The sequence below is a fragment of the Meiothermus luteus genome, from assembly GCF_003574085.1.
GTDB classification, from domain to species: domain Bacteria; phylum Deinococcota; class Deinococci; order Deinococcales; family Thermaceae; genus Meiothermus; species Meiothermus luteus.
The window spans coordinates 1-23200 of record NZ_QWKZ01000040.1 but is presented as its reverse complement, the minus strand read 5'-3'; the positions used below and the strand labels follow the sequence as shown (position 1 = coordinate 23200).

Annotated in this window: 24 protein-coding genes; 6 read left to right on the top strand and 18 right to left on the bottom strand. The window is 65.2% G+C overall.

Annotated features, from left to right (window positions below; all coding sequences use genetic code 11):
* Positions 1 to 1504, top strand: a 1504-nt coding sequence (locus Mlute_RS07580) for a single-stranded-DNA-specific exonuclease RecJ (protein ID WP_119360116.1), incomplete at its 5' end; no start/stop codon positions are given.
* On the opposite strand, the gene pdxS is transcribed toward Mlute_RS07580, so the two are convergent.
* The 7 genes from pdxS to Mlute_RS07545 are packed head-to-tail and all read right to left on the bottom strand — an operon-like array spanning position 1467 to position 7755.
* Positions 1467 to 2348, bottom strand: coding sequence for a pyridoxal 5'-phosphate synthase lyase subunit PdxS (gene pdxS, locus Mlute_RS07575; protein WP_119360115.1), 882 nt, complete (start codon positions 2346 to 2348; stop codon positions 1467 to 1469). The genes Mlute_RS07580 and pdxS overlap by 38 nt on opposite strands.
* 44 nt (positions 2349 to 2392) lie before the next feature.
* Positions 2393 to 3538, bottom strand: coding sequence for a polysaccharide deacetylase family protein (locus tag Mlute_RS07570; RefSeq protein WP_119360114.1), 1146 nt, complete (start codon positions 3536 to 3538; stop codon positions 2393 to 2395).
* Positions 3539 to 3554: 16 nt separating this feature from the next.
* Positions 3555 to 4265: a glycosyltransferase family 2 protein gene (locus tag Mlute_RS07565; RefSeq protein WP_119360113.1), complete on the bottom strand. Its 711-nt coding sequence runs from the start codon at positions 4263 to 4265 to the stop codon at positions 3555 to 3557.
* 9 nt (positions 4266 to 4274) lie between these two features.
* Complete coding sequence (locus tag Mlute_RS07560) at positions 4275 to 5381, bottom strand: phosphohexomutase domain-containing protein (protein ID WP_119360112.1); 1107 nt, start codon at positions 5379 to 5381, stop codon at positions 4275 to 4277.
* 45 nt (positions 5382 to 5426) lie between these two features.
* A complete protein-coding gene (rocF, locus tag Mlute_RS07555) occupies positions 5427 to 6323 on the bottom strand; it encodes an arginase (RefSeq protein WP_119360111.1) in 897 nt (298 codons plus the stop codon).
* 7 nt (positions 6324 to 6330) lie between these two features.
* The gene (locus tag Mlute_RS07550) at positions 6331 to 7065 is read right to left on the bottom strand and encodes a 2-phosphosulfolactate phosphatase (RefSeq protein WP_119360110.1); all 735 of its coding nucleotides are present in this window, start codon (positions 7063 to 7065) and stop codon (positions 6331 to 6333) included.
* A 12-nt stretch (positions 7066 to 7077) separates the two neighbouring features.
* Positions 7078 to 7755 (bottom strand): Crp/Fnr family transcriptional regulator, encoded by a 678-nt coding sequence (locus Mlute_RS07545; RefSeq protein ID WP_119360109.1) that lies wholly within the window; start codon positions 7753 to 7755, stop codon positions 7078 to 7080.
* 18 nt (positions 7756 to 7773) lie between these two features.
* Here Mlute_RS07545 and Mlute_RS07540 point away from each other — a divergent pair, with 18 nt between their 5' ends.
* The 5 genes from Mlute_RS07540 to Mlute_RS07520 are packed head-to-tail and all read left to right on the top strand — an operon-like array spanning position 7774 to position 11071.
* Positions 7774 to 8433 (top strand): ABC transporter ATP-binding protein, encoded by a 660-nt coding sequence (locus tag Mlute_RS07540; protein WP_245958893.1) that lies wholly within the window; start codon positions 7774 to 7776, stop codon positions 8431 to 8433.
* Between the two features lie 24 nt (positions 8434 to 8457).
* Complete coding sequence (locus tag Mlute_RS07535; RefSeq protein ID WP_119360108.1) at positions 8458 to 8739, top strand: hypothetical protein; 282 nt, start codon at positions 8458 to 8460, stop codon at positions 8737 to 8739.
* A 2-nt stretch (positions 8740 to 8741) separates the two neighbouring features.
* Positions 8742 to 9524: a nitroreductase family protein gene (locus tag Mlute_RS07530; protein WP_119360107.1), complete on the top strand. Its 783-nt coding sequence runs from the start codon at positions 8742 to 8744 to the stop codon at positions 9522 to 9524.
* Complete coding sequence (locus Mlute_RS07525; RefSeq protein WP_119360106.1) at positions 9525 to 10568, top strand: type III polyketide synthase; 1044 nt, start codon at positions 9525 to 9527, stop codon at positions 10566 to 10568. It abuts the gene before it with no gap.
* Entirely contained in the window at positions 10562 to 11071 is a 510-nt protein-coding gene (locus Mlute_RS07520) for an isoprenylcysteine carboxyl methyltransferase family protein (RefSeq protein ID WP_119360105.1), read from the top strand. Before Mlute_RS07525 ends, Mlute_RS07520 begins: the two co-directional genes overlap by 7 nt.
* Positions 11072 to 11090: 19 nt before the next feature.
* Here Mlute_RS07520 and cimA read toward each other — a convergent pair whose 3' ends face one another.
* From cimA to Mlute_RS07465, 11 genes are all read right to left on the bottom strand, one after another.
* Positions 11091 to 12677: a citramalate synthase gene (cimA, locus tag Mlute_RS07515; protein ID WP_119360104.1), complete on the bottom strand. Its 1587-nt coding sequence runs from the start codon at positions 12675 to 12677 to the stop codon at positions 11091 to 11093.
* Positions 12678 to 12679: 2 nt separating this feature from the next.
* Positions 12680 to 14239 (bottom strand): 2-isopropylmalate synthase, encoded by a 1560-nt coding sequence (locus Mlute_RS07510; RefSeq protein WP_119360103.1) that lies wholly within the window; start codon positions 14237 to 14239, stop codon positions 12680 to 12682.
* Positions 14240 to 14254: 15 nt separating this feature from the next.
* Positions 14255 to 15274 (bottom strand): ketol-acid reductoisomerase, encoded by a 1020-nt coding sequence (gene ilvC / locus Mlute_RS07505; RefSeq protein ID WP_119360102.1) that lies wholly within the window; start codon positions 15272 to 15274, stop codon positions 14255 to 14257.
* Positions 15275 to 15315: 41 nt separating this feature from the next.
* Complete coding sequence (gene ilvN / locus Mlute_RS07500; protein ID WP_119360101.1) at positions 15316 to 15825, bottom strand: acetolactate synthase small subunit; 510 nt, start codon at positions 15823 to 15825, stop codon at positions 15316 to 15318.
* A 24-nt stretch (positions 15826 to 15849) separates the two neighbouring features.
* Positions 15850 to 17535, bottom strand: a complete 1686-nt coding sequence (gene ilvB / locus Mlute_RS07495) for a biosynthetic-type acetolactate synthase large subunit (RefSeq protein WP_119360100.1) — start codon at positions 17533 to 17535, stop codon at positions 15850 to 15852.
* Positions 17536 to 17721: 186 nt separating this feature from the next.
* Complete coding sequence (locus Mlute_RS07490) at positions 17722 to 18645, bottom strand: peptidylprolyl isomerase (RefSeq protein ID WP_119360099.1); 924 nt, start codon at positions 18643 to 18645, stop codon at positions 17722 to 17724.
* An 82-nt stretch (positions 18646 to 18727) separates the two neighbouring features.
* Positions 18728 to 19099 (bottom strand): winged helix-turn-helix domain-containing protein, encoded by a 372-nt coding sequence (locus Mlute_RS07485; RefSeq protein WP_119360098.1) that lies wholly within the window; start codon positions 19097 to 19099, stop codon positions 18728 to 18730.
* Positions 19100 to 19116: 17 nt separating this feature from the next.
* A complete protein-coding gene (mtnN, locus tag Mlute_RS07480) occupies positions 19117 to 19797 on the bottom strand; it encodes a 5'-methylthioadenosine/S-adenosylhomocysteine nucleosidase (protein ID WP_119360097.1) in 681 nt (226 codons plus the stop codon).
* 2 nt (positions 19798 to 19799) lie between these two features.
* Positions 19800 to 20276: an S-ribosylhomocysteine lyase gene (locus Mlute_RS07475; RefSeq protein WP_119360096.1), complete on the bottom strand. Its 477-nt coding sequence runs from the start codon at positions 20274 to 20276 to the stop codon at positions 19800 to 19802.
* Positions 20277 to 20303: 27 nt separating this feature from the next.
* Positions 20304 to 21785, bottom strand: a complete 1482-nt coding sequence (locus Mlute_RS07470) for a TrkH family potassium uptake protein (RefSeq protein WP_119360095.1) — start codon at positions 21783 to 21785, stop codon at positions 20304 to 20306.
* Positions 21786 to 21863: 78 nt separating this feature from the next.
* Positions 21864 to 23200: TrkH family potassium uptake protein (locus tag Mlute_RS07465; RefSeq protein WP_147371046.1), on the bottom strand; the 1337-nt coding region annotated here is incomplete at its 5' end.

Genomic DNA, 23200 nt, shown 5'->3' with positions numbered 1-23200 from the left:
ACCCCCAGGGCTGGTCGTCCACCCCGCCCTCTCTCCCGGCCTCGAGGGGGCCCACCCCACGGGGGCAGGGGTGGCCTTTTTGCTGCTTTGGCAGGTCTACCAAAGCCTGGGCCTGCCTCCCCCCCTGGAGTTCACCGACCTGGCGGCCATCGGCACGGTAGCCGACGTAGCCCCCCTGCAGGGCTTCAACCGGGCCCTGGTCCAGGAGGGGCTGCGCCGCCTCAGGGACTCCACCCACCTGGGCCTACGCGAGCTGGCCTCCGCGCACTGCCAGGACTACACCGCCGAGGAGGTGGCCTTCCGCATCGCCCCCCGCATCAACGCAGCCTCGAGGCTGGGGCAGGCCGAGGTAGGCCTCGAGCTCCTCACCACCGAGGACCCCCTTCAGGCCCGCCCGCTGGCCGAGGCCCTCTCCCAGCTCAACGCCCAAAGACAGCGCATCGAGGAGGAGATGCTCAAGCGCATCGAGACCCAGCTCGACCCTTGTTCGCCCGCCCTGGTCATCCACGACCCCGAAGGGCACCCTGGGGTGATGGGCATCGTGGCCAGCCGGGTGCTGGAGCGGCACCACAAACCGGTCTTCATCATCGCCCAGGGCAAGGGCTCGGTCCGCTCCACGCCGGGCATCAGCGCGGTGGGAGCGCTGCGCCACGCCCAGGCCTACCTCAAGCGCTTTGGCGGGCACGCCCAAGCGGCGGGCTTCGCTATTGAAGAGGCCCACATCCCCGGCTTCGCGCAGGCCATTCAGGCCTATGTGGCCCGCTTTCCTACCCCGGTTCGGGAAATCGAGCTGGACGGCTGGCTGGACGGCGAGGACCTGGCCGGCCTGCACCGGGCCATAGGCCTCCTCGAGCCCACCGGCGAGGGAAACCCCAAGCCCCTCTTCTACCTGCGGGGCCGCCCAGAGGGGGTGCGTCTGCTGGGCGAGGGCCGCCACCTCTCCTTCCGCTTAGGGGGCCTGAGGGTGCTCAAGTGGCGCGATAGCAACCAGGAGCTGCCAGACCCCCTGGAGCTCGCCGCCGAACTGGTCCTCAACCGGTGGAACGGGGAGGAAAACCTGGAGCTCTGGGCCGCGGCCTATCGGCCGGCCTCTCCGGAGGCCTCCTTAGGGGAGGTCTGGGCGGTCCCGATACCCTTGCGGGAGGGGCTCGAGCAGGCCCTGAAGGAAAGGGCCCGGGTGTACGTCCACCCCCAAGGGGCCCCCTGGTTCAGCGAGCGGGGGCTCCAGGTGGTGCCCCCCGACCAGGCCGCCTACTGGTTCAGCCTGCCTGAAGACCCAGCCTACCCCCCCCAGGTGCGCATCGCCCTCAGCGAGAGGGCCCAAAACACCCTGGGCAACCACCCCGACCGGCTGGTCAGGGCCTGCGGCCAACGGGTGGTGGCGGCCTACCGGCTGGGCTCCGCGGCCCTGCTGAGCGAGAGCCTGGAGCGCTACTGGCAGGCCCTCCTTAGCCTCGGCGAGGCCTCTACCATCCCCGCTTCGCCAGCCGTTCCTCCTCGGTGAGGAAGTCCAGGTTGATGCCCACCATAGGCTCGCCTAGGTCCTCAGAGACCTCGGCCAGCACCTCGGGGTTGTTGTAGTGGGCCACTGCCCGAACAATGGCCCTGGCCCGCTTGCGGGGGTCCCCCGACTTGAAGATGCCCGAACCCACAAAAACCCCGTCCATACCAAGCTGCATCATGAGGGCAGCGTCGGCCGGGGTAGCCACCCCCCCGGCGGCAAAGTTCACCACCGGCAGGCGGCCGTTCTCGTGGACCCAAAGCACCAGCTCATAGGGGGCCCCCAGGTTCTTGGCCAGGGTCATGAGCTCCTCGCGGGGGGTGGCCTGAATCTGGCGGATACCTCCCAGCACCTTGCGGGCGTGGCGCACCGCCTCCACCACATTCCCGGTACCGGCCTCGCCTTTGGTGCGAATCATGGCCGCCCCCTCCCCAATGCGGCGCAGGGCCTCGCCAATATCGGTAGCCCCGCAGACAAAGGGCACCCTGAAGGCGTGCTTGTCAATGTGGTGGGCGTCGTCGGCGGGGGTAAGCACCTCGGACTCGTCAATGAAGTCCACCCCGATGGCCTCCAGTATCTGGGCCTCCACGAAGTGCCCAATCCGGCACTTGGCCATTACTGGAATGGAAACCGCCGACATGATCTCCTTGATGAGCTTGGGGTCGGACATGCGGGCCACGCCCCCCTGGGCCCGGATATCGGCGGGAACGCGCTCCAGCGCCATCACCGCCACCGCACCCGCCTCTTGGGCAATCTCGGCCTGCTGGGCGTTGACCACGTCCATGATCACGCCCCCCTTGAACATCTCCGCAAACCCGGTTTTGACCCGCAGGGTTCCTTTCTCCATCCCTTCCTCCAGAAAAACAGAATACGCCTTTTTACCTAGGCTTCCTAGGGGGAGCGCTTCCAACGGGCTAGAAACTCCTCCCGGGGGCTGTAGGCCAGCTGGGCGATGGGCACGCCCCGCTTAGGCCGCTCGCCTCGGTACAGCCACAGGAACCAGGTGCTGGCTGTGCCGTAAACCAGGCGCTGCCAGGGCGTAACCGGGGCCAGGTGAAAGCCGAACACCCGCAGCGCGGTAGCGGCCTGGGATATCCCCCAAACCCCGCGGATTTCAGGTCTTTGTTCCAGGTACTCCGCGAGTAGGGTAAAGCCCCGTCGGCCCTCCCGCAAAAGCTGCATCTGGGTCATGGCCGGGGTGCGCGCCGAGTCCAGGTGCACCTCGAGGCTGGGCTCTCCCCTGCGCAGCCCCGGCTGGCTGGGGCCCGGGAAAGGGCAGGGGCTCACCGCCAGGTAATCAAAGGGGCCCAGCCCCAGCCGCATGACCTTGTTCTTGCGAAAGTAGTGCTCATGTCCCCCCTGGCTGGCCCGCATCAACCCCTCGCGCCAGGTCAAGGGGCGGGCCCCCAGCTCGTCAAGCCGCACCATCTGGTAACCGAGCTCCTTCAGCCGGGGCAGGATTTCATCCAAGATGGCCAGGGTCTGGGGAAAGCGCTCGTTGTCATGGAGGAGCACCACCGAGCCGGGCCGCACCCAGACCAACACCCGCTCGGCCAGGGCCTTGGGGTCCTCCCCCGTCCAGTCGCGCGACTCCACATCCCAAAGGGCCACCTTCTTTCCAGCCCGGCGGGCTAGGAAGCGGGTAAAGGGGGTGTGAATGCCGTGGGGGGGGCGGTAGTACCGGCCTGGAAGGGCCCGAACCTGCCGGGCCTCCTGCCAGGGCAGGAGCCAGAAGGCCGGGCGGTGCACCTCCCCATGGGACTCCACCTGGTGCCCCTCAGCCTTGATTTTCTCCAGCAGCCAGGGATACTTCCTGGCCTGCACCCCCAAAACGAAGAAGGTGGCCTTTACCCCGTGGCGCCGGAGGCGGTCCAGGATGGCCTCGGTCTGGGGCCCCGGGCCATCGTCAAAGGTAAGGGCCAACCGGGGGTGGCTGCGGTCGCCCCAGGCGATGGCCCCCACCCCCATCCAGCGATGGAACACATCGGCCCCCACGTACAGGGCCAGCAGCAAAAAACCCAAGAGCAGAAGCTCCATCGAACCCTCCCCAGCCCTACCGCCGCTCCCGGTCCGCGTAGTAGTCCGGGCCGTAGTCCTGGGGCAACCCGCGCAGGCGGGCCCAGATGTTCTTCAGGTGCACCCCGTACATCTTCCAGCGCCCCCGTTTGAGCCGGCGCCCCGAGGTGAGGACCCGGGCCTTGGGGGTGTAGACAATCCTGCCCTTTTGCCTGAGCTTCTGCATAAGGCGCAGGTCTTCGCCGAAGGGCACGTCGTAGCCGCCCACCTCGAGGGCCACCCGGCGCCGCACCGCATGGTTCCCTCCCGCGGCGTTGGGCTGGCCCAACCGGTCCATGAGGGCCAGGAAAAGGGGGTAGCCGTAGCGGGAGAGCAAGCGGTCAAAAAGGGGCCCGTCGTAAAACTCCAAAGGCCCGTAGGTCTCCACCACCTGGGGGTCGCGAAAGGCCTCCTGGATGGCGGCCACCCAGCCGGGCTCCACCCGGCAGTCGGCGTCGGTGGCGGCGACCACCTCGCTGCTAGCGGCCTCGAGCCCGGTCTGGCGGGCAATGTGGAGGCCTGGCTGGGGCTGGTAGACCACCCGCACCCCAAAGCCGCGGGCTATCTCGGCGGTACGGTCGGTGGAGCCGTTGTCCACCACGATAACCTCATCGGGCCTGGGCTCTTGGGCGAGGATGGATGCCAAGCAGGGGCCGATGTAGTCCTCCTCATTGCGAGCAGGCACCACTACACTCACGCTGGGGTTCATGGCCGGGCCCTATTCTACCCTCTCCAGCAGGCCCATCTCCTGAAGCCACTGACCCAGGCTTTGCCCGCTTTGGGCCACCATCTCCAGGAGCAGAAGCCCGGCCAACAGGCCGTCGCTCTGCGGCAGGTGGGGGCCAAAACAGAACCGCCCCGAGGGCTCCCCCACCAAAAGCGCCCCCCGGGCCTGAAGCGCCTCAGCGGGGTCGGAGGTGGCCTCAAACTCTAAGCCCAAGCGGCCCGCCAGCCGGCTCAGCGCTCCGCCATGGCCAAAGCCGGAGACCACCCGCCCGCGCAGGCCCTTCTGGTGTAGGTGATAGAGCAAAAGGGCAAAGACCTCCTCCGACGAGAGGCGGCGGCCCCCTGCGAGCACCACCCCCAAGCGGCCACCATCCCCATCGTGGACCACCGCGAAGGCGGGGTCCTGCTCGGCCCGGAGCAAGGTGGTCACGGTGAAAAGGCTTTTGGGCTCGGGCAGGGGCACCACACCGTAGAAGAGCGCGTCGGGCACCGCGTGCAGCTCGCGCAGCTCGAGCCGCAGGCCAGCCTCCTTGACAAAGCCCGAAACCCACCCCCCTGTAGCCCCGCCCAGGCTTTCGTGGTAGAGCACCCCCCCATAGGCCGCCAAGGCCTCCCGGTCAAGGTGGGCCAGGAGGGCCTGGTAGTAGGGTCTGCGCACATCAAAGGTCTGATAGGCCCCCTTCCCCTCCGAAGCGGCCGGCTGAAGCCGCTCCTCCACCGCGGCCAGGGCCTGGGGGGCAAGGGGACCACCCTCACGGTCCTTGAAGGCCAGGCCCAGGTACTCCGCGGGCCGGCCGCCTCCCGTAACCATTACCCCCCCATCGGCCCCCAGGTGCCGGACGGCGAAGGAAAGGGCCGGGGTGGGCAGGGGGGTTTTGGCCAGGTGCACCTCCAAGCCCTCCGCCGAGATCACCCCGGCCACCCGCTCAGCAAAGCGCGCGCTCAGGAAGCGGGTATCGTAGCCCACCGCCACCCTCCGCCCCCCTTGCGCGAGCAGGTGGGCCGCGTAGGCTCGAGCCAGCCGGGCCGCATTCTCAAAGGTAAAATCCTCGGCGATCACCGCCTGCCAGCCTTCGCTGTCCAACTGAATCTCCGCCATACCTGCCCCACTATACCGACTGGCCCTGCTGGCACAAACCAGCCATCAGAAGATTCGCTTTCCAAGAAGGCTGCCGGCCAGCTCCACCATGATCCGGGCGGTGCGGTTGGCCACATCTAGGATGGGGTTGACCTCCACCAGGTCCAGGCTCGTCACCAGGTCGGCATCGGAGAAGAGCTCCATTAGGAGGTGGGCCTCCCGGTAGGTGAGGCCCCCGGGAACCGGGGTGCCCACCCCCGGGGCGATCTCTGGGTCAAGCACATCCGCGTCAAGGGAAAGGTGCACCCTGGGCAGCCCCCGCATCTTGGCGATCACCGCCTGGGCGATGGCCGGTATGCCCAGCACATCCACCTCCTTCATGGTGTAGACCGTCACCCCCCGCTCCCGCAGCAGGCCTACCTCCCCCCTATCCAGGCTCCGCACCCCAATCAGCACCACATCCTCGGGCCGCACCTTTGGGCCAGGCCCCCCCAGGTTGACCAGGCGGGCATCGCCGAGGCCGCACAGGTGGGCCAGGGGCATGCCGTGGATGTTGCCGCTGGGGCTGGTCTCGGGGGTGTTGAAGTCGGCGTGGGCGTCCACCCATACCACCCCGGTGCGCTCACCTCGGCTGGCCCCCGCCACCGAGCCCATGGCAATGGAGTGGTCCCCGCCCAGCACCACCGGAAGAACCCCCGGGGGCATCTGGCGCAGAACCTCCAGGGTCTCCAAGCAGGCCGCCCGGATGGCCTCGAGGTAGGCCATCCCCCCCAGCCCCTGGCCCTGCCGCCGCAGGCTCTCCACCACCGGCACCCGGACATCCCCGTAGTCCTCCACCTGGTGGCCCAGGGCCTCCAGCGTTTCCTGCAAACGGCCGTAGCGGATGGCACTGGGGCCCATGTCCACCCCCCGGCGGCCCTGGCCCAGGTCCATCGGCACCCCTAGGATGGCGACCCGCTTCATGGCCCCTCTAGGCGTTGTTCCCCGAGCGTTGGGCGCGCTCAAAGATGAGGGCCTCCCCTACCCGGCCCACCAGCACCCCCACCGCAGGGGAGGCGGCCACCTGGGCGCAAAAGGGAACATCGGCCTCCAGGCCTACCTGGCGCAGGGCAGCGGCCGCAGCGGAAAGGTGGAGCGGCTCCAAGGGGTCGGGGTAGGTACGGCGGGTGGTAAGGGCGATAAGGGCCCCGTCCTCCAGCTCATACGAGCCCATAATTTGGAGGTACTCGGCCAGTACACCGGCGGTGTACACGTCGTCAAGGCCGATACGCCCCTCCTTGCCCGCACAGAGCACGGCCACCTCCTCGGTAGCGAGCTGGTGGGCCAGGCGGGCCGCGGCGTGGGCGTTGTAGAGCGAGGCCAGCAGCACATGCTTGGCGCTGCGGGCAGCCAGGTGGGCGGTGCGGGTACCGTTGGTGGTGCTCATCACCACGATCTTTCCGCCCACCGGAGCCTGCTGGGCCTCACGGGGGGAGTTGCCGTAATCAAAGCCCGCCGGCTTCAACCCCCCCTCCTCCCCAGCCAGCACCACATCGTCGTCACGGAAGGCTCGAGCGCTCTCTAGGCTAGGGGTAAGGTAGAGGGCGCAGGCCCCGGCCTCCAGAAAGGCCGAGGCGGTGGTGGTGGCACGAATCACATCCACCACCAGGACCACGTCTATATAGCTCAGGTTCTCCTGGGGCACCAAGTCTACCCGCAAGCGCATACGGTCCCCAGGTTAGCGCAGGCCGAAGAGCACCTCTTCCAGGCCAGCCGGATCCAGGATCTCCACATACCCCGAACCCACCCGCACCAGCTGCTCCTCCCGCAGGGCGTGCAGCACCCGGGTCACCGTCTCGCGGCTGGTCCCGGAGAGCTGGGCCAGCTCCTGATGGGTGAGCTTCATCCGGGTCCCGTCCCCGTAGCGCTGCTTGCGCAGTTTGGTGAGGGCATAGGCCACCCGGCCCCGGGCCTCCTCAAAGGAAAGCACCTCCAGCTCGAGGTCGGCCTCGCGGAGCCGGCGGGCCAGGATGGTGGCCAGGTTGTGTAGAATCTCCGGCCACTTGCGCACCAGGCTCCAGTAGGCGTCCTGGTACAGCACCAGAAGCACCGAGTCCACCGTGGTTTCGGCCGAGGCGCTGCGGGGCTGGTCGTCCAGCAGGCTCATCTCACCGAAGACCTCCCCGGGGCCCAAATAGGCGAACATCCGCTCCCGGCCATCCAGGTAGGTCCGGTAGATGCGCACCTGACCGCTCTGCACGACGTAGAGCGCAGCCCCCATGTCCCCCGCTTCAAATATCTTCTTCCCAGCCGGGTAGTTGCGGGTCACAAAGGCCTCGCGCGCGACCTCAAGGGCCTGCGGCGGTACCTTGTGGAATAGAGGGGTCCTGGCCAGCACCTGGGTGTCCACCAACATCAGGTACACTCTACAAGGGTGCGTAACGGTTTGCCAATAGCAGGTAACACCCCGGTTTTGGAGGCGCTGGAGCTGGGTTTCCGCTATAGCGAGGTGGAACTCTTCCGGGGCCTGAGCTTCAGGCTAGAAAAAGCCCAGGTGCGGGTGGTGCTGGGACCTTCGGGGAGCGGCAAGACCACCCTGCTACACCTTCTGGCCGGGCTTTTGTGCCTCCAAGCGGGCGACGTACGCTGGGAGGGCGAGAGCATTCGCCAAAAGAGCGAGGAAAAGCTAGCCCGGCGCCGCCTCCACACCATTGGCCTGGTTTTCCAGCACCACTACCTTCAGCCCGAACTCACCGCGCTGGAGAACGTGCTGGTCCCGGGCTACCTGGCGGGCCGCGTGGACACCGGCTGGGGCCTGGAGCTGCTGGGGCGGGTGGGCCTTGAGAAACAAGCCCACCTCTTCCCCAAGGCCCTGTCCGGAGGGGAGCGGCAGCGGGTGGCGTTGGCTCGAGCCCTTTACAACCGGCCCAAAATCCTCCTGGCCGATGAGCCCACCGGCAGCCTGGACCGGCGCAACGCGGAGAGGGTGATGGGGCTGATGCTCTCGCTCTCCCAGGAGCTTGGCACCGCTCTCCTTCTGGCCACGCACGACGAGCACCTGGTGGCGGGCCTGCCGGAGATTCGCCTGGGCTAGAAACCTCTGCTAACCTAAAGTCCGATGTCCCCTTGGTTCTCCTTGGGCCTGGCCCTCTACCTGGCCAACCTATTGGTGGGCCTCCTAGCCCAGCTCGGCCTGGGCCGCTTGGGCGTGTGGCACCACCTGCTCTACCTGGCGGTTTTCGCCAGCGCGGCCTTGGCCCTTCTGCTGACCCGTGAGCCCTGGCTCCTGCTCACCTTAGCCTGTTTGAGCGCCTTTCCAAGGGCCCGGCCCCACACCTGGCTCCACCCCACACTGGCGGTGGTGGGCCTGGTGGGATACTTGCTTGCGGCCTGGGGGTAGCCATGGAGTTTCTGGAAGTTCTCAAAAGACGTAAAACCACCAACGGCCCCTTTCTGGATAAGCCGGTGGCCAAGGAGCACCAGCGCCTCCTGATGGAGGCCGCCAGCCGGGCCCCCAGCCACTTTAATTCCCAGCCCTGGCGCTTCGTCCTCATTGAGGACCCAGCCAAGCGGGAGTGCATTGCCGAGATTGGGGGGCGCACCATGCGGCAGCTCATCGCCGACGGCCGCTTCTTTGAACGCTACCGCCGCTACTTCCGCTTCAGCCCCAAGGAGATGGAGGAAAAGCGGGACGGCATCCTGATTGACCACCTGCCCGCCCTTCTGCGCCCCTTTACCCGCCAGGCCATGCGCCCTTGGGCCACCAGGCTGCTGCGGCTTTTGCGGGTCCCTGAAATCCTGGGGGAGGACAACCGGAGGCTGGTGGCGGCCTCCCCCTTGCTGCTGGCCGCCTTGCTGGACAAGGACGAGTACCGCCCCGGCGAGCTCTCAGGCTTCTACAGCCTGCTGGCCCTCGGAATGGCCATTGAGAACATCTGGCTGACCACGGTGGAGCTAGGCATGGGCATCCAATTCATCTCCACGCCCATGGAAATACCCGAGGCCTGGGAAGAGGTCAAGCGGCTGCTGGAGGTGCCAGAGAACCTCGAGCTCATGGCCCTCTACCGCCTGGGCTACCTGCCCCCCGAGCCCCCAAGGCCCCGCATAGACTGGCAGTCCCACCAGCGCAAGCGCCTCTCCCAGTTCGTCTTCCGGGACTCCTGCGCCACCCCCGAGGAGGACTAGATGGGCCATCCGCGCGTCCTGGCCGTGGCCACCGCCACACCCCCTTACGCGGTGGCCCAAGCCGAGGTGCGCCAAGCAGTGGAGACGCTGTTCTCCCCTATGGAAGGCCTGGAGCGGATGCTCGCGGTCTTTGAGAACACCGGGATTGCAAAGCGCCACCTGTCGGCCCCCCTGGCCTGGTTCGGGCAACCCCGGAGCTTCGCCGAAAAAAACCGGGTCTGGTTTGAGCGGGCGCTCGAGCTCTGTGAACGGGCAGCCCAAGGGGCCCTTGCCCAGGCCCAGGTCCCTCCCCAGGAGGTGGGCGCGGTGGTCCTTGTCACCACCACCGGCATCGCCACCCCCAGCCTGGAAGCCCATCTGCTCCAGCGGCTGGGCCTCCCCCTGGGGGCCCTGCGGCTGCCCCTGTGGGGCCTGGGCTGCGCCGGGGGGGCGGCGGGGCTGGCCCGGGCCGCCGAGCTGGCCCGGCTCTACCCCACCCGGCCGGTCCTGCTCCTGGCGGTGGAGCTTTGCAGCCTGACCTTCCTGCGCAGCGACCTAAGCAAGAGCAACCTGGTGGCCACCAGCCTCTTCGCCGACGGAGCGGCCGCGGTCCTGCTGGGCATGGGAGAGGGCCCCGGGCCCCAGGTTCTTGGGGGCTTCAGCCGATTGGTGCCCCAAAGCTACGGGGTAATGGGCTGGGACGTGGTGGAGGAGGGCCTCAAGGTGCGATTCTCAAGGAGCATACCGGCCTTGGTGCGAAGCCAGCTACCCCCTTTGGTTCGGGAGGGACTGGCCCAGCATGGCCTATCGCCCCAGGAGGTCGCGGTCTGGACGCTGCATCCCGGAGGAGCCAAGGTACTCCAGGCCTACCGGGAGGGCCTGGGGGTGGACCCAAGAAGCCTGGAAGCCGCCCAGGGGGTGCTCCGGGATTTTGGAAACATGTCAAGCCCCACCGTGCTCTTCGTCCTGGCCGAGCAGATGCGCGGGGCAGCCCTTTCCGGCCCCGGTGTGCTCCTCGCCCTGGGCCCCGGGTTCGCCGCCGAGGGGGTGGTGCTCCTTTGGTAGCCCTCTGGCTGGCAGTGGGCCTTGTGGCCTTGCAGCGGCTCGCCGAGCTATGGCTGGCCGAGCGCAACCGCCGCTGGGCCCTGGCCCGGGGGGCCAAGGAGTACGGGCAAGGGCACTACCCGCTCTTCTTCATCCTGCACCTGGGCTGGCTGCTGGGCTGGGCCCTGGAGGGGTCGTGGCGAGGCCAGGCCTCCGGCCTGTGGTGGCTCTGGCTTGGGGTCTTTCTGGCGGCCCAGGGGCTGCGCTACTGGGCGATTGCCACCCTGGGGCCCTACTGGAACACCCGCATCCTCATTGTCCCCGGGGGAAGGCGCATCCGGGAGGGGCCTTACCGCTACCTGCGCCACCCCAACTACCTGGCGGTCTCGCTCGAGCTGCTGGCCCTGCCCCTCATTTTCAACGCCTGGATCACCGCCTTGGCGGCCAGCCTGCTCAATGCCTGGCTGCTCCTGCGGGTGCGCATCCCCGCCGAGGAGGCCGCGCTAGGGCAGTACCCCCAATAGGCCCGGCCACGGCACCTCTTTAGCCCTTGAAAACCGGTTGGTTCTTCACCAACGCGTAGGCGTACCCATCGGTGAGGGCTTTTAGAGAGGCCTCCAGGTTGTTCTTGCTGGCCCCCACGGTGCTCCAACGCTCTCCACCCCGGCGCATCTCAATCATCACCCGCACCCCCGAGGCGGTGCCGGCCTCCTGGCCCGAGAGAATCCGCACCTTGTAGTCCGAAAGCTCAATCTCGGCGATCTCTGGGTAGAAGGGCTCAATGGCCTTACGGAAGGCCTTGTCCAAGGCCGAAACCGGACCGTATTGGCTCTCGGCAGCGGTGTGCTGGAGGGTGCCCCCTACCCGCACCCGCACGGTGGCCTCGGCCCAGGTGGGGGTCTCGGGGTCGGCATCGGCCACGTGGACAAAGACCGTAAAGCCCTCCACACTGAAGGGCATCGCACCCCCCCGCAAGCGGTGGGCCAGCAGGTAGAAGCTGGCCTCGGCCCCTTCAAAGGCGTACCCCGCGTGCTCGAGCTGTTTGACCTCGCTCAACAGCGCCCCCGCGGTCTCCTTGGGCACCTCCACCCCCGCCTCGGCCAGCTTGGCCAACAGGTTGCTGCGGCCGGCCAGGTCGGAGACCAGCACCCGCCGGGTGTTGCCCACCACCTCGGGCGGGACATGCTCGTAGGTGCGGGGGTCCTTGAGCACCGCCGAGACGTGAATCCCTCCTTTGTGGGCAAAGGCCGCATCGCCCACGTAAGGTGCCCGGAGGTTGGGGGTCAGGTTGGCCCGCTCGTCCACAAAGTGGGAAACCTCGCGAAGTTGGGCCAGCTTGGCCCTGCTGAGCCCCTTCAGCTCGAGGCCATACTTGAGCATCAGGTTGGGGATGGCGCTGGTCAGGTTCAGGTTGCCACAACGCTCCCCATAGCCGTTGATGGTGCCCTGGACGTGGGTCGCTCCGGCCCGCACCGCGGCCAGGGCGTTGGCCACGGCCAGCTCGGCATCGTTATGAGGGTGGATGCCAATGGTTACCCCAGGGAAGGCCTCGCGCACCGCCTTGGTGATCTCGTAGACCTCTTCCGGCAGGCTGCCCCCGTTGGTATCGCACAAACAAAGCGTGTCGGCTCCGCCCCGTACCGCGGCCCTTAGGGTCTCCATTGCGTAGGCCCGGTTGGCCTTGTAGCCGTCAAAAAAGTGCTCGGCGTCGTGGATCACCCGCTTGCCTTCTCCTACCAAGTAGCGGTAGGTCTCCTCAATCATGCGGAGGTTTTCCTCCAGGGAAACCTCCAGGGCGTGGAGCACGTGGAAGTCCCAGCTCTTGGCCACCACCGTAACCACCGGGGTACCCGCCTCTACCATGGCCGCCACCGAAGGGTCCTCCTCGGGCCGCAGCCCCTTGCGCCGGGTGGAACCAAAGGCGCAAAGCTGGGTCTCCCCTAGGTCTACCCCTTTCATCCGGGCGAAGAATTCCGCATCCTTGGGGTTAGAACCGGGCCAACCCCCCTCGATGAGGGGAATGCCAAAGGCCGCGAGCCGCTTGGCGATGGCGATTTTGTCATCCGAGGAAAGGCTCACCGCCTCGCCCTGGGTGCCGTCGCGCAGGGTGGTGTCAAGAATTTCAATCATCGCTACTTCCCTAGCCCGGAGCGCTGCACCTCTTCCAGCGACTTAGGGTGCCGCGCCGACTGGCCGGTGGCCAGCTTGTTGGCCGCGTCCAGGTAGGCCCGGGCCGAGGCCTCAATGATGTCGGGGGATACCCCATGGCCGGTGGCCAGCACCTCGCCCAGCTTGAGCTTGACCGTGACCTCGCCCAGCGCCTCGGTGGTGCCGGTGACCGCTTCCACGCGGTAGAGCTCGAGCTCCGGCTTGAAGCCAATCGCCTCTGAAAGCGCTTTGTAGACCGCGTCCACCGGACCATCGCCAATCGCGGTGGTGGTCACAAGACCTTTGGGCGTTTCCAGGCTCACCGTGGCAGTGGGCAGCATCCCATAGCCGGAGAAAAACTGCAGCCGCTCCAGCCGGAAGAGATGGGGGGTACTCACCGACTCGCTTTCCACCAAGGCCCGCAACTCCTCCGCTTCAATGGGCCCCTTGCGCTCCACAATCTCCCGGAAGCGGGCAAAAACCGCGCCAAGCTGGGCATCGTCCAGCTTGTAACCCAGATCGGCCAGGGCCTTTTTGACCGCTGCCCGACCGGAGTGCTTACCCAGCACCAACACCGCCGGCTGGCGGCCCACCAGCTCAGCGTTCATAATCTCGTAGGTCTCCTTGTTCTTGATGACCCCATCCTGGTGGATGCCCGACTCATGGGCAAAAGCGTTGTCCCCCACGATGGCCTTGTTGGGCGGAACCACCATGCCGGTATACCGCTCCACCATCCGGCTCATGCGGTAAAGCTCGCGGGTGTTGATCTGGGTGTAGGCCTTGTAATGGTCGCGCCGCACGTACAAGGCCATCACCACCTCCTCCAAAGAGGTGTTCCCGGCCCGCTCCCCAATGCCGTTGATGGTGCACTCAATCTGGGTAGCCCCGTTCTCCACCGCAGCCAGGCTGTTGGCTGTAGCCATCCCCAGGTCGTCGTGGCAGTGGGCCGAGATGTGCACGTCCCGCCCCCGCACCACCTCCTCGTGGATTCGCCGGATGAGGGCTCCGTACTCCTGCGGGGTGCCGTATCCAGTGGTGTCGGGGATGTTGATGGTGGTGGCCCCGGCGTTAATGGCGGCTTCGTAAAGCCGCAGAACAAAGTCTATGTCTGCCCGCATCACGTCTTGGGCGCTGAATTCCACGTCGTCGGTAAACTGGCGGGCGTAGCGGACCATCGCATCGGAGATTTCCAGAATCTCCTCAGGGGTCTTCCTGAGCATGTATTCCAGGTGCACCCTAGAGGCGCTGGTAAAGACGTGAATCCGCTTCTTCTCGGCCTTCTCCAGAGCCGCCGCGGCCCGCTCAATATCAAGCTTGTGGGTGCGGGCCAAAGCGCAGATTACCGGGCCTTTGACCTCAGCGGCGATGCGGGATACGCACTCAAACTCACTGGCCCCGTTCACCGGAAAGCCCGCCTCAATGATGTCCACATTGAGCCTGGCCAGCCCGTGGGCGATCTCCAGCTTCTGCTGGAGGGAGAGGGCTACCCCTGGGCTCTGCTCGCCATCCCGCAAGGTGGTGTCAAAGATTCGGATGTGCCGCATAAAACCTCCGCTGCCTCAGCCGCTGACCTCTTCCTTGGAAAAGCGCGACTTAAGAAAGGGCATCATGGCCCTAAGCCTGGGGCCTATCTGCTCAATGGGGTGGTCCTTCCAGTAGTTGCGGTTGGCGTTGAGGGTGGGTTGACCCACCAGGTTCTCCAGCATCCACTCCCGGGCAAACTCTCCTTGCTGAATCTGGCGCAGCACCTCCCGCATGCGGGCCTTGATCTCCTCGCGGTTAATCACCATAGGACCCCGGGTGTAGTCGCCGTACTCGGCGGTGTTGGAGATGCTGTAGCGCATCCCGGCAAAACCTGACTCGTAGATCAGGTCCACAATCAGCTTGACCTCGTGCAGGCACTCAAAATAGGCCATTTCCGGGGGGTAGCCGGCCTCCACCAGGGTTTCAAAGCCCGCAGCGATGAGCTGCGTCAGACCGCCGCAAAGCACGGTCTGCTCGCCGAAAAGGTCGGTCTCGGTCTCGTCTTTGAAGGTGGTGGCGATGACCCCCGCTCGGGTACCGCCGTTGGCCTTAGCGTAGGCCAGCGCGGTGGGGAAGGCCGAGCCCGAGGCGTCCTGATGCACCGCCACCAGCGAGGGCACCCCTGAACCCCGCTCGTACTCCGAGCGCACCAGGTGGCCGGGCCCTTTGGGGGCCACCATCCAAACATCCAGATCACGCCGGGGCTTAATCTGGCCGAAGTGAATGTTAAAGCCGTGGGCAAAAGCCAGGGCCGCCCCCTCCTTGAGGTTGGGCTCTATCTCGGCCCGATAGACCGCTCCTTGAGTCTCGTCGGGCAGAAGCACCATCACCACATCGGCCCGCCGCACCGCCTCGGCCACGGGGAGCACCTCGAGCCCGGCCCGCCGAGCCTTCTCCTCGTTGCGGCTTCCAGGCCGCAGGCCCACCACCACCCTTACCCCCGAGTCGCGCAGGTTTAGGGCGTGGGCATGGCCCTGGGAGCCGAAGCCCAAGATGGCTACCGTTTTCTCCTTGATAAAGCCAATATCCGCGTCTTGGTCGTAATAAATCTTCATCATCCTCTGCTCCTCACAACAAGAGGTGGGCCAAGCCCACCTCAGACCGCCTTCTTTTCCCGTACTTTGAGTACCTGTTCCCCTCGAGACATCCCCACGGCCCCGGTGCGCATGACCTCCAAAAGCCCATAGGGGCGCATGGCCTCAATGAAGTTGTTCACCTTGGTGGAGTCGCCCGTAAGCTCAAAGATGATGGAGCGCTTGGCCACATCCACGATACGGGCCCGGAAGGCCTCGGCGATGTCCTTGACCTCCATGCGCTCCTCCATACCGGCGATGCTCACCTTGACCAGGGCCAGCTCGCGTTCCACGTGGGGCTCAGCGTGGTCCGTAACTTTAATGACCTCAATGAGCCGGTTGAGCTGTTTCTCCACCTGCTCCAAAACCGCGTCGTCCCCCGAAACCACCAAGGATATGCGGGAGAGACCCTCTTGGTGGGTGCGCCCCACCGCCAAGGATTCAATGTTGAAGCCACGCCGAGCAATCAAGCCGGCCACCCGCTGCAAAACGCCTGGGTGGTCCTGAACCAAAACCGAGACCAGATGCCGCATACAAAAGCCTCCTCTACGCTAGACCTAATCCCCGGCCACCGCCTCTCTGGGGTTTTCAATAATCATGTCCTCGGCGGCCCCACCCGAAGGAATCATGGGGAAGACCCCCTCTTCGTGGTGCACCCGTGCTTCCAGCAGGACCGGGCCGGGCTGGGCCAGCACCTCTTTGACCGTCTCTTGCAACCGGCCCTTATCGGTCAAGGTAAAGCCGGGAATCCCGTAGGCCTCGGCCAGCTTGGCAAAATCCGGGTTGGAATCCGCCAAGTAGACCTCACTGTAGCGGCGGGCATGGAAGAGGTCCTGCCACTGGCGCACCATGCCTAGGAAGCCGTTGTTGAGAATGACGATTTTGACATTCAAGTTAAGCTTTTTGAGGGTGGCCAGCTCCTGCAGGGTCATCTGGAAGCTGCCGTCGCCATCAAAGTCAATCACCAGCTCATCCGGCCGGGCCAGGGCCGCCCCAATAGCAAAGGGCAGGCCCACCCCCATGGTGCCCAGACCCCCTGAGTTGATCCAGGTGCGCGGACGGTCAAACTTGAAGAACTGGGCCGTAAACATCTGGTGCTGGCCCACCCCAGCGGTCACCACGGCCCTTCCTCCCGTGGCCTCCCAGAAGGCCTGAATAACCTCCTGGCTCTGCAAGTAGGGCTTGGGCTTCCAGGTGAAGGGGTACTTGGTCTTCCACTCCTCGAGCTGAGCCCACCACTTGCCGAGGTTGAGCCGCTTGGCTCCCTTGACCAGCTCGGCCGCCACCCACTTGGCGTCCCCCACCACCGGAATGGAGGTTTTGACCAGCTTTCCGATTTCCGCAGGGTCTATATCCACATGGATTACGGTGTGAGCGTTCGGCGCGAAGCGGGATATCTTTCCAGTGACCCGGTCGTCAAAGCGAAGCCCAATGGCCAGAATGGTATCGGCGTACTGGATGGCCCGGTTGGCCGCCACCGAGCCGTGCATCCCCGGCATGCCCAGGCACTGCGGATGGGTACCAGGGAAAGCCCCCAGGCCCATCAGGGTGGGAATCACCGGCAGCCCGGTCTTCAGGGCCAGCTCGGTAACCTCGGCCGAGGCGTGCTGGGCGCCCCCTCCAATCATCAGCACCGGCCGCTCGGCGCGATTTAGGGCCTCCAAAGCCCGCTCAATCTGGCGCGGGTGGCCTTTGTAGGTGGGCTTATAGCCGGGCAGGTCAATCTCTACATCAAAGCTCCCGGTGAACTCGGCGAGCTGCACGTCCTTGGGAAAGTCCAGGAGCACCGGGCCGGGGCGACCCGTGGAGGCGATATAGAAAGCCTCGGCGATAGCCCTTGGGATGTCGTTGACGTTGCGCACCTGCATGTTGTGCTTGGTAACCGGCTGGGTGATGCCCACCACATCGGCCTCTTGGAAAGCATCGGTACCAATCAGGTGCTGGGGCACGTTGCCGGTGATCGCCACTACCGGGGTAGAGTCCATCAAGGCGTCTTGTAGCCCAGTGACCAGGTTCAAAGCCCCAGGCCCCGAGGTGGCCATGACCACCCCCACCCGGCCCGAAGCCCGGGCGTAGCCGGTGGCGGCGTGAATTCCGCCTTGTTCATGGCGAACCAACACGTGGCGGATGGGTGAGTCGTACAGGGCATCGTAGGTCGGCATAATGGTGCCCCCGGGATGCCCGAAGATAATCTCCACCCCTTGCATCTCCAAGGCCTTCAGTATGGCTTTAGCTCCATTCATGGTCTCTCCCCTAAAAAGCTGCCCCCCGGGGTTCGGGGGGCTTCAGGATGCGCTCGCTGGTTGCGCTACACCATATCCCCCGCCGGCCTAATAATCACTAGGCCTACTACGGCTAGGGATAGGTAAGCAAAGAGCATCTTGGGCTAGAGTCTACGGCCTGTTGGTATACCGTGTCAACACCCCGAGCTAAAGGTTTTCCGGGAAAAGACGGATGGGGGTCCGCTGGGTGATGCTGGTGAGCAGGCTTTGCAGGGCTTGGTCCCTTAGGGAAGCCACCAGGCTGCCTCGAGCCTCTTCAAAGGGCTGAACCCCAGGGGGCTCCACCCGCAAAAGCTGGATTACGTGAAACCCATACTCTGTCTGCACTGGGGTCTTGGTGAATTCTCCTGGCTTTAGGCCCAGAAGGGCCCGCTCAAAGGAGGCCACATAGGTCCCTCGAGGCTCGCAGCCCAGGCTGCCCCCCACCTCCCGGCTGCCCGGGTCTTGGGAGAATTCTTTGGCCAGGTCAGCGAAGTTTTCCCCCCGGGCCAGCCGCTGGATAACCCGGCGGGCCTCCTGGGCGGTCTTTAGGAGGATATGAGCCGAGCAGTAGCGGCGAGGAAAGCTAAACTGGGGCTTGGAAAGGAGATAAAGGGCTCTGAGGGCACCCTCACCAATCTGCAGGCGAGCCCCAAGGTGCTCGAGGTAAGCCTCATAGGTCAGCACCTCATACACCAAAGCGCGGTAGGTTTCTAAGCCCGGTATCCCCGCCTCCTCCAAAGCTTGGGCAAACTCGGCCTCGCTCCCAAACTCCGCCCGGCTTTCCTCAACGGCCTTTTGCACGGCCTCCTCCCGGGCCGCCAACCCCGCCTGCTCGGCGGCCAGAATCACCGCCCGGTCCTGGACCATGCGCCTTAGGTAGATGGGCTTGAGCTGGGTGAAGAGCCCCTCTATTTCAGGGGTGTAGGGCTGGCCCTGCTGGCGCAAAAAATCCCGCATAAAAAGGCCGAACTGCAGGTCAAACTGGCTCTTAGTGATAACGGTCGGCCCAACCACCGCCACCACCGGCCCGCTTTGGGCCATTGCCAGGCCCAACCAAAGCCAAAGCAGCACCACGGCGTTCCTGAACATCCCCACCTCCCGCAGTCCTGCCTGCCGCGGCCGGCTATGGAACTGCTTGCTGGGCCATGCTAGCACGTTTTGTCCCCTAGGGCTATTGCACCAGCTTCACGGGCGCCGATTTCGAAACCCAGTCCCCAAAGACCCTCTCAAACCGAGCCTCTAGCTCCTCCTCCAGGCCCTGTAAAAAGCGCCGGTATCGCTCCACCAGCTCCAAGGCCTCAGGCGTAAGGGTGCTGCCGCCACCCCCTTCCCCCCCCGAGTGCCGCTCCAACAAAGGGAAGCCCAAGGCTTCCTCAGCGCGATTGAGCCGGGCCCAGGCGGTTCGGTAGCCCAAACGGATGGCCCGGGCCCCTGCCTTCAGGCTGCCTTGCTCCTCTACAGCCAGCAGCAACCGCAGGGTACCAGGGCCCAGCAAAAAACCCCCTTGGTTTGACTCGAGCCAGAACTTAGCCCTGATGCGCACAAGCCCCTCCTGAATCCTTACTCGCTCAGCACCCGCCGCATCACGCCCGCAAGCCGCTCGGAAGCGCTCCTCAAAAAAGCCTCAAAGCCCTCCGCCGAACCGCCATCCGCGGCGTCGGTGACGGCCCGCAGAAGTGCCATCGGCACACCCATACGCCGGGCGGTCCACAAAGCGGCCGCTCCTTCCATCTCCACCGCATCGGCCCCGAAAACCCGCCGCACCTCCTCGGCTTGCGCGCGATCGGCCAAGAACCGGTCGGCGCTGCCGATGCGCCCAAGAAAAACCGGCAGCCCCATGGACAAAGCCGCCCGCAGAAGCCTGGAGGTGAGAACCGGGTCGGCAGGGATGAACCGCTCACCGGTGGCCAGCTCGCCCGGCGCCCGGCCAAAGGCGGTGATGTCTACATCGTATTGCACCGCATCCTGGGCCACCACCAGGTCAAGGGGTTTGAGGCTGGGGTTGAGGCCCCCTGCCACCCCCACCCAGAAGGACTGGGCGGGATTGAAGCGGAGCCTGGCGTAGGCGACCGCAGCGGCCGCAGCGGCCTTACCCACCCCGGTCTCAATGAGCACCACCCCATAACGGCCCACCTCCCCTTGGTGGATGGTCCAAGGCCCGTCCAGAAGCTGGTCTAGCCCCAGGTGCTGCCGAAGGGCCGAAGCCTCAGCCCCCTCGGCGGCAAAAATCACCACGAGCATGCTCAGCCCGAAATCTCAACGGTCTCTTGAACCCGCAGCCCCTGGGCCAGCACCCGCTGGGCCCACGCCCTGGCGCCCTCTGGGTTGTGGTCGCGGTAGTTGCCGCACTCGAGCTCGCTGGCCCCCGGAATGGCCCCGGCATGCTGGGCTACCTGCTCCAAGCTGGCCCGAAAAGCCTCCAGCACCTTTTCCGGACCAGGCTCGCCCAGGACCACCAGGTAAAAGCCGGTACGGCAACCCATGGGTGAAACATCCACCACCCCCTCCAAGTGCCCCCGAAGGTAGGTGGCCAGTAGATGCTCGAGGGTGTGCAGGCTGCCCGTATCCAGGGCCTCCTGGTTGGGCTGGGCCAGCCGCAGGTCGTACTTTTCTATACGATCCCCCCGTGGGGTTTCCTTCACCCCGGCCAACCGCACATAAGGCGCCCGGACCCTTTTGTGGTCTAGGCGAAAGGACTCAGGCAACCAGCTAGACTCCATACACCCCTAGTTTACCGCCCAGACCCCTCAACCCCTGAGCTTCCTCCAAAGCTGCGGTGAGAACAGGAGGAAAACCGGCACCAGCTCAATGCGCCCCGCCCACATCTGGAAAATTAGGATGAGCTTGGAAAGCGGCTCTAACCCTGCATAACTGCCCATCGGCCCCACCTCCCCAAGCCCCGGCCCGATGTTGCCCACAGCCTGGGCGCTGGCGGTAAACCCCAGCACCAGGTCGTTCTCCAGAAGGGCGATCCCCACCGCCCCCAAGGCCACCAGCCCCAGGTAAAGGGCGATAAAAGCCGCCACAGAGCGCATCACTTCCTCCCCCAAGCTCTTAGGGCCAACGCGAAGGGGTATAATCGCCTGAGGGTGCAAGGATCGCACCAGCTCCCGCCGCACAAAAGCCCCCACCACCAGCCAGCGGATGACCTTGATGCCCCCCGCGCCCGAACCCGCACAGCCCCCCACGAACATCGCCGCCACCAGAATGGCCTGGGCGGCCGGGGCCCAAAGAGCAAAGTCGGCGCTGGCGTAACCCGTGGTGGTCACAATGGGGGTGACGTTGAAAAAAGCGTGCCGGATGGCCTCGCCCCAGGTATAGTTCATGTCCTTGGTGTGGTGGGTCATGAGAAAAAGCGCCAGCAGCAGGCTAAAAACCAGCACAATCAGGGTATAGAACCTGAACTCCACATCCCTAAGCAAGGGGCGAAGGTCGCAGGTGAAAAACAACCGGTACTGCAAGACGAACCCCGCCCCACCCAAAAACATAAAGAGGGTGCCGAACCACTGGGCCATCGGGCTATACCCCTCAAAGCTACGGGGGTTGGGGCTAAAGCCCGCGGCGGACAAGGTGGAAAGGGCGTTGCAAAGCGCCTCAAAGGGGGGTACGCCCGCGGCCCAGTAGCAAAGCGCGGCCACCAGGGTGAGCGCAGCGTAAACCTTGAGAATGCTCCGGGCGGTGGTGCGCAGACGGGGGGTAAAGGGCTCCTTCTGCACCCCGGTGCTCTCGGCGAAGAAAAGCTGGCGGCCGGCCACCGCCAGATGGGTCAGAAGGGCCGCCACCAGGACCAAAAAGCCCACCCCCCCAAGCCACTGCATGAGGCTGCGCCAGAAGAAGAGGCTGTAGCCAAAGTGGGAGAAGTCGCTCAGGGCGGTTGCTCCAGTGGTGGTGAAGCCCGACATGGCCTCAAAAAGGGCGTCCAGATAGGGCATGCCTCCCGCAACATGGAAGGGTATGGCCCCTAGCACCGGCACCAACAGCCAGATAAGGGCGATGGACAGCAGGGCCTCGGCGCGCCCCGGCTCGTGGTGGGGATCGCCAAGGCGGCGGAAGCCCAGGCCCAGCAAAAGCCCCACAACCGCCCCAACCAAAAACCCCCAAGGGGACTCTCTCAAAAGGAGGGCGAACAGCTCTAGGGCCAGCATGACCAGGCCCATGGCCAAATAAACCACGCCCAAAAAGTAGTAGGCAAACCCCAGGTGTGCGATGAACCAAGGCCGGGTTCCCATCCTGGGCCTGGCGCTTCGTCGCAAGAAAACCGCGAGCCACCTCCTTAGCAAACCAGAAGGACCTGAAAGCCCCATAGCCTAAGCCCGCAGCCTGCGCCAGAGTTCGGGCGTGAAGAGGGCAAAGACCGCTATCAGCTCAATGCGACCGGCCCACATCTGAAAAATCATCACCGCCTTGGAGACGGGATGCAGCTCGCCGTAGTGGCTCATGGGCCCCACCGCACCCAAGCCGGGGCCCACATTACCCACCGCCGCCGCCGAGGCGGTAAACGCTATTACGAAGTCTTCCTCCAGCATTCCAATCACCAAAGCTCCCAGGGCGAAAAGACCCACGTAAAGGGTGATAAAAGCCGAAACCGCCCGCAGCACGTCTTCTCCAAGGCTCCTGTTGCCCACCCGCAAGGGCAGCACAGCCTGGGGGTGAAGGGCCCTTTGCAGCTCCCGGCGCACCAAGGCCCCAATGATGAGCCAGCGAATTACCTTAATGCTCCCTCCCACACTCCCTGCGCTACCCCCAACGAACATCAAAAGCACCAGCAGCACCTGGGCCGGCACCACCCACTGGGCAAAATCGGCCGAGGCGAAGCCAGTGCCCGTGATGATAGAAGTGGTCTGGAAAAAGGCGTGCCGAAGGGCGGGCTCGAGGTCGTAGTCGTGGCGCAGGTATAGGATGTAGGCAAGCAGAAGCCCCACCCAAAACACGATCAACGCGTATGCGCGAAACTCCGGGTCACGCAGCGGGGCCTTGAACTCCCGCCCGAAGATGAAGCGGTACTGGAGCAGCAGGTTCACGCCGGTCAGGAACATCACCCCCGCGGCCACCCACTGGGTAAGGGGCGCATAGTCAGCAAAGCTCCTCGGATTGGGGCTAAACCCCCCAGCAGACACGCTGGAAAGGGTGTTGGTCAGCGCCTCAAAAAAGGGCACCCCGGTAAGCAGGTAAGCGGAGAAGGTAAAAAAGGTCAGGAGCAGGTAGACCCGGAGGATGTTGGTGGCCGTCTGGCGCAGCTTGGGGGTGAGTTGCTGCTTTTGTACCCCAGTCACCTCGGCAAAAAACATCTGCCGACCGGCCAGGGCTAGGTGGGGCAGGACCACGATGAAAAGGAGGAGGATACCCATTCCCCCGAACCACTGGCTCAGGCTGCGCCAGAAGAAAAGGCCGTAGCTGAAGCGGCTGAAGTCGTCCAAAACCGTGGCCCCCGTCGTGCTGAAGCCCGAAGTGGCCTCAAAAAGGGCATCCAGGTAGCCAAGCCCCCCCGATATCCAAAAGGGAATCGCTCCCAAGGCGGGTACCAAAATCCACAATCCCGCCACCGTTAAAAGCGCCTCAGCCCGGCGCGGCTCAGCTTGGGGGCTACCCAGCCGCCTCAGTAAAAACCCCACCGAGAGGCCCACCCCGGCCCCCACAAGAAACC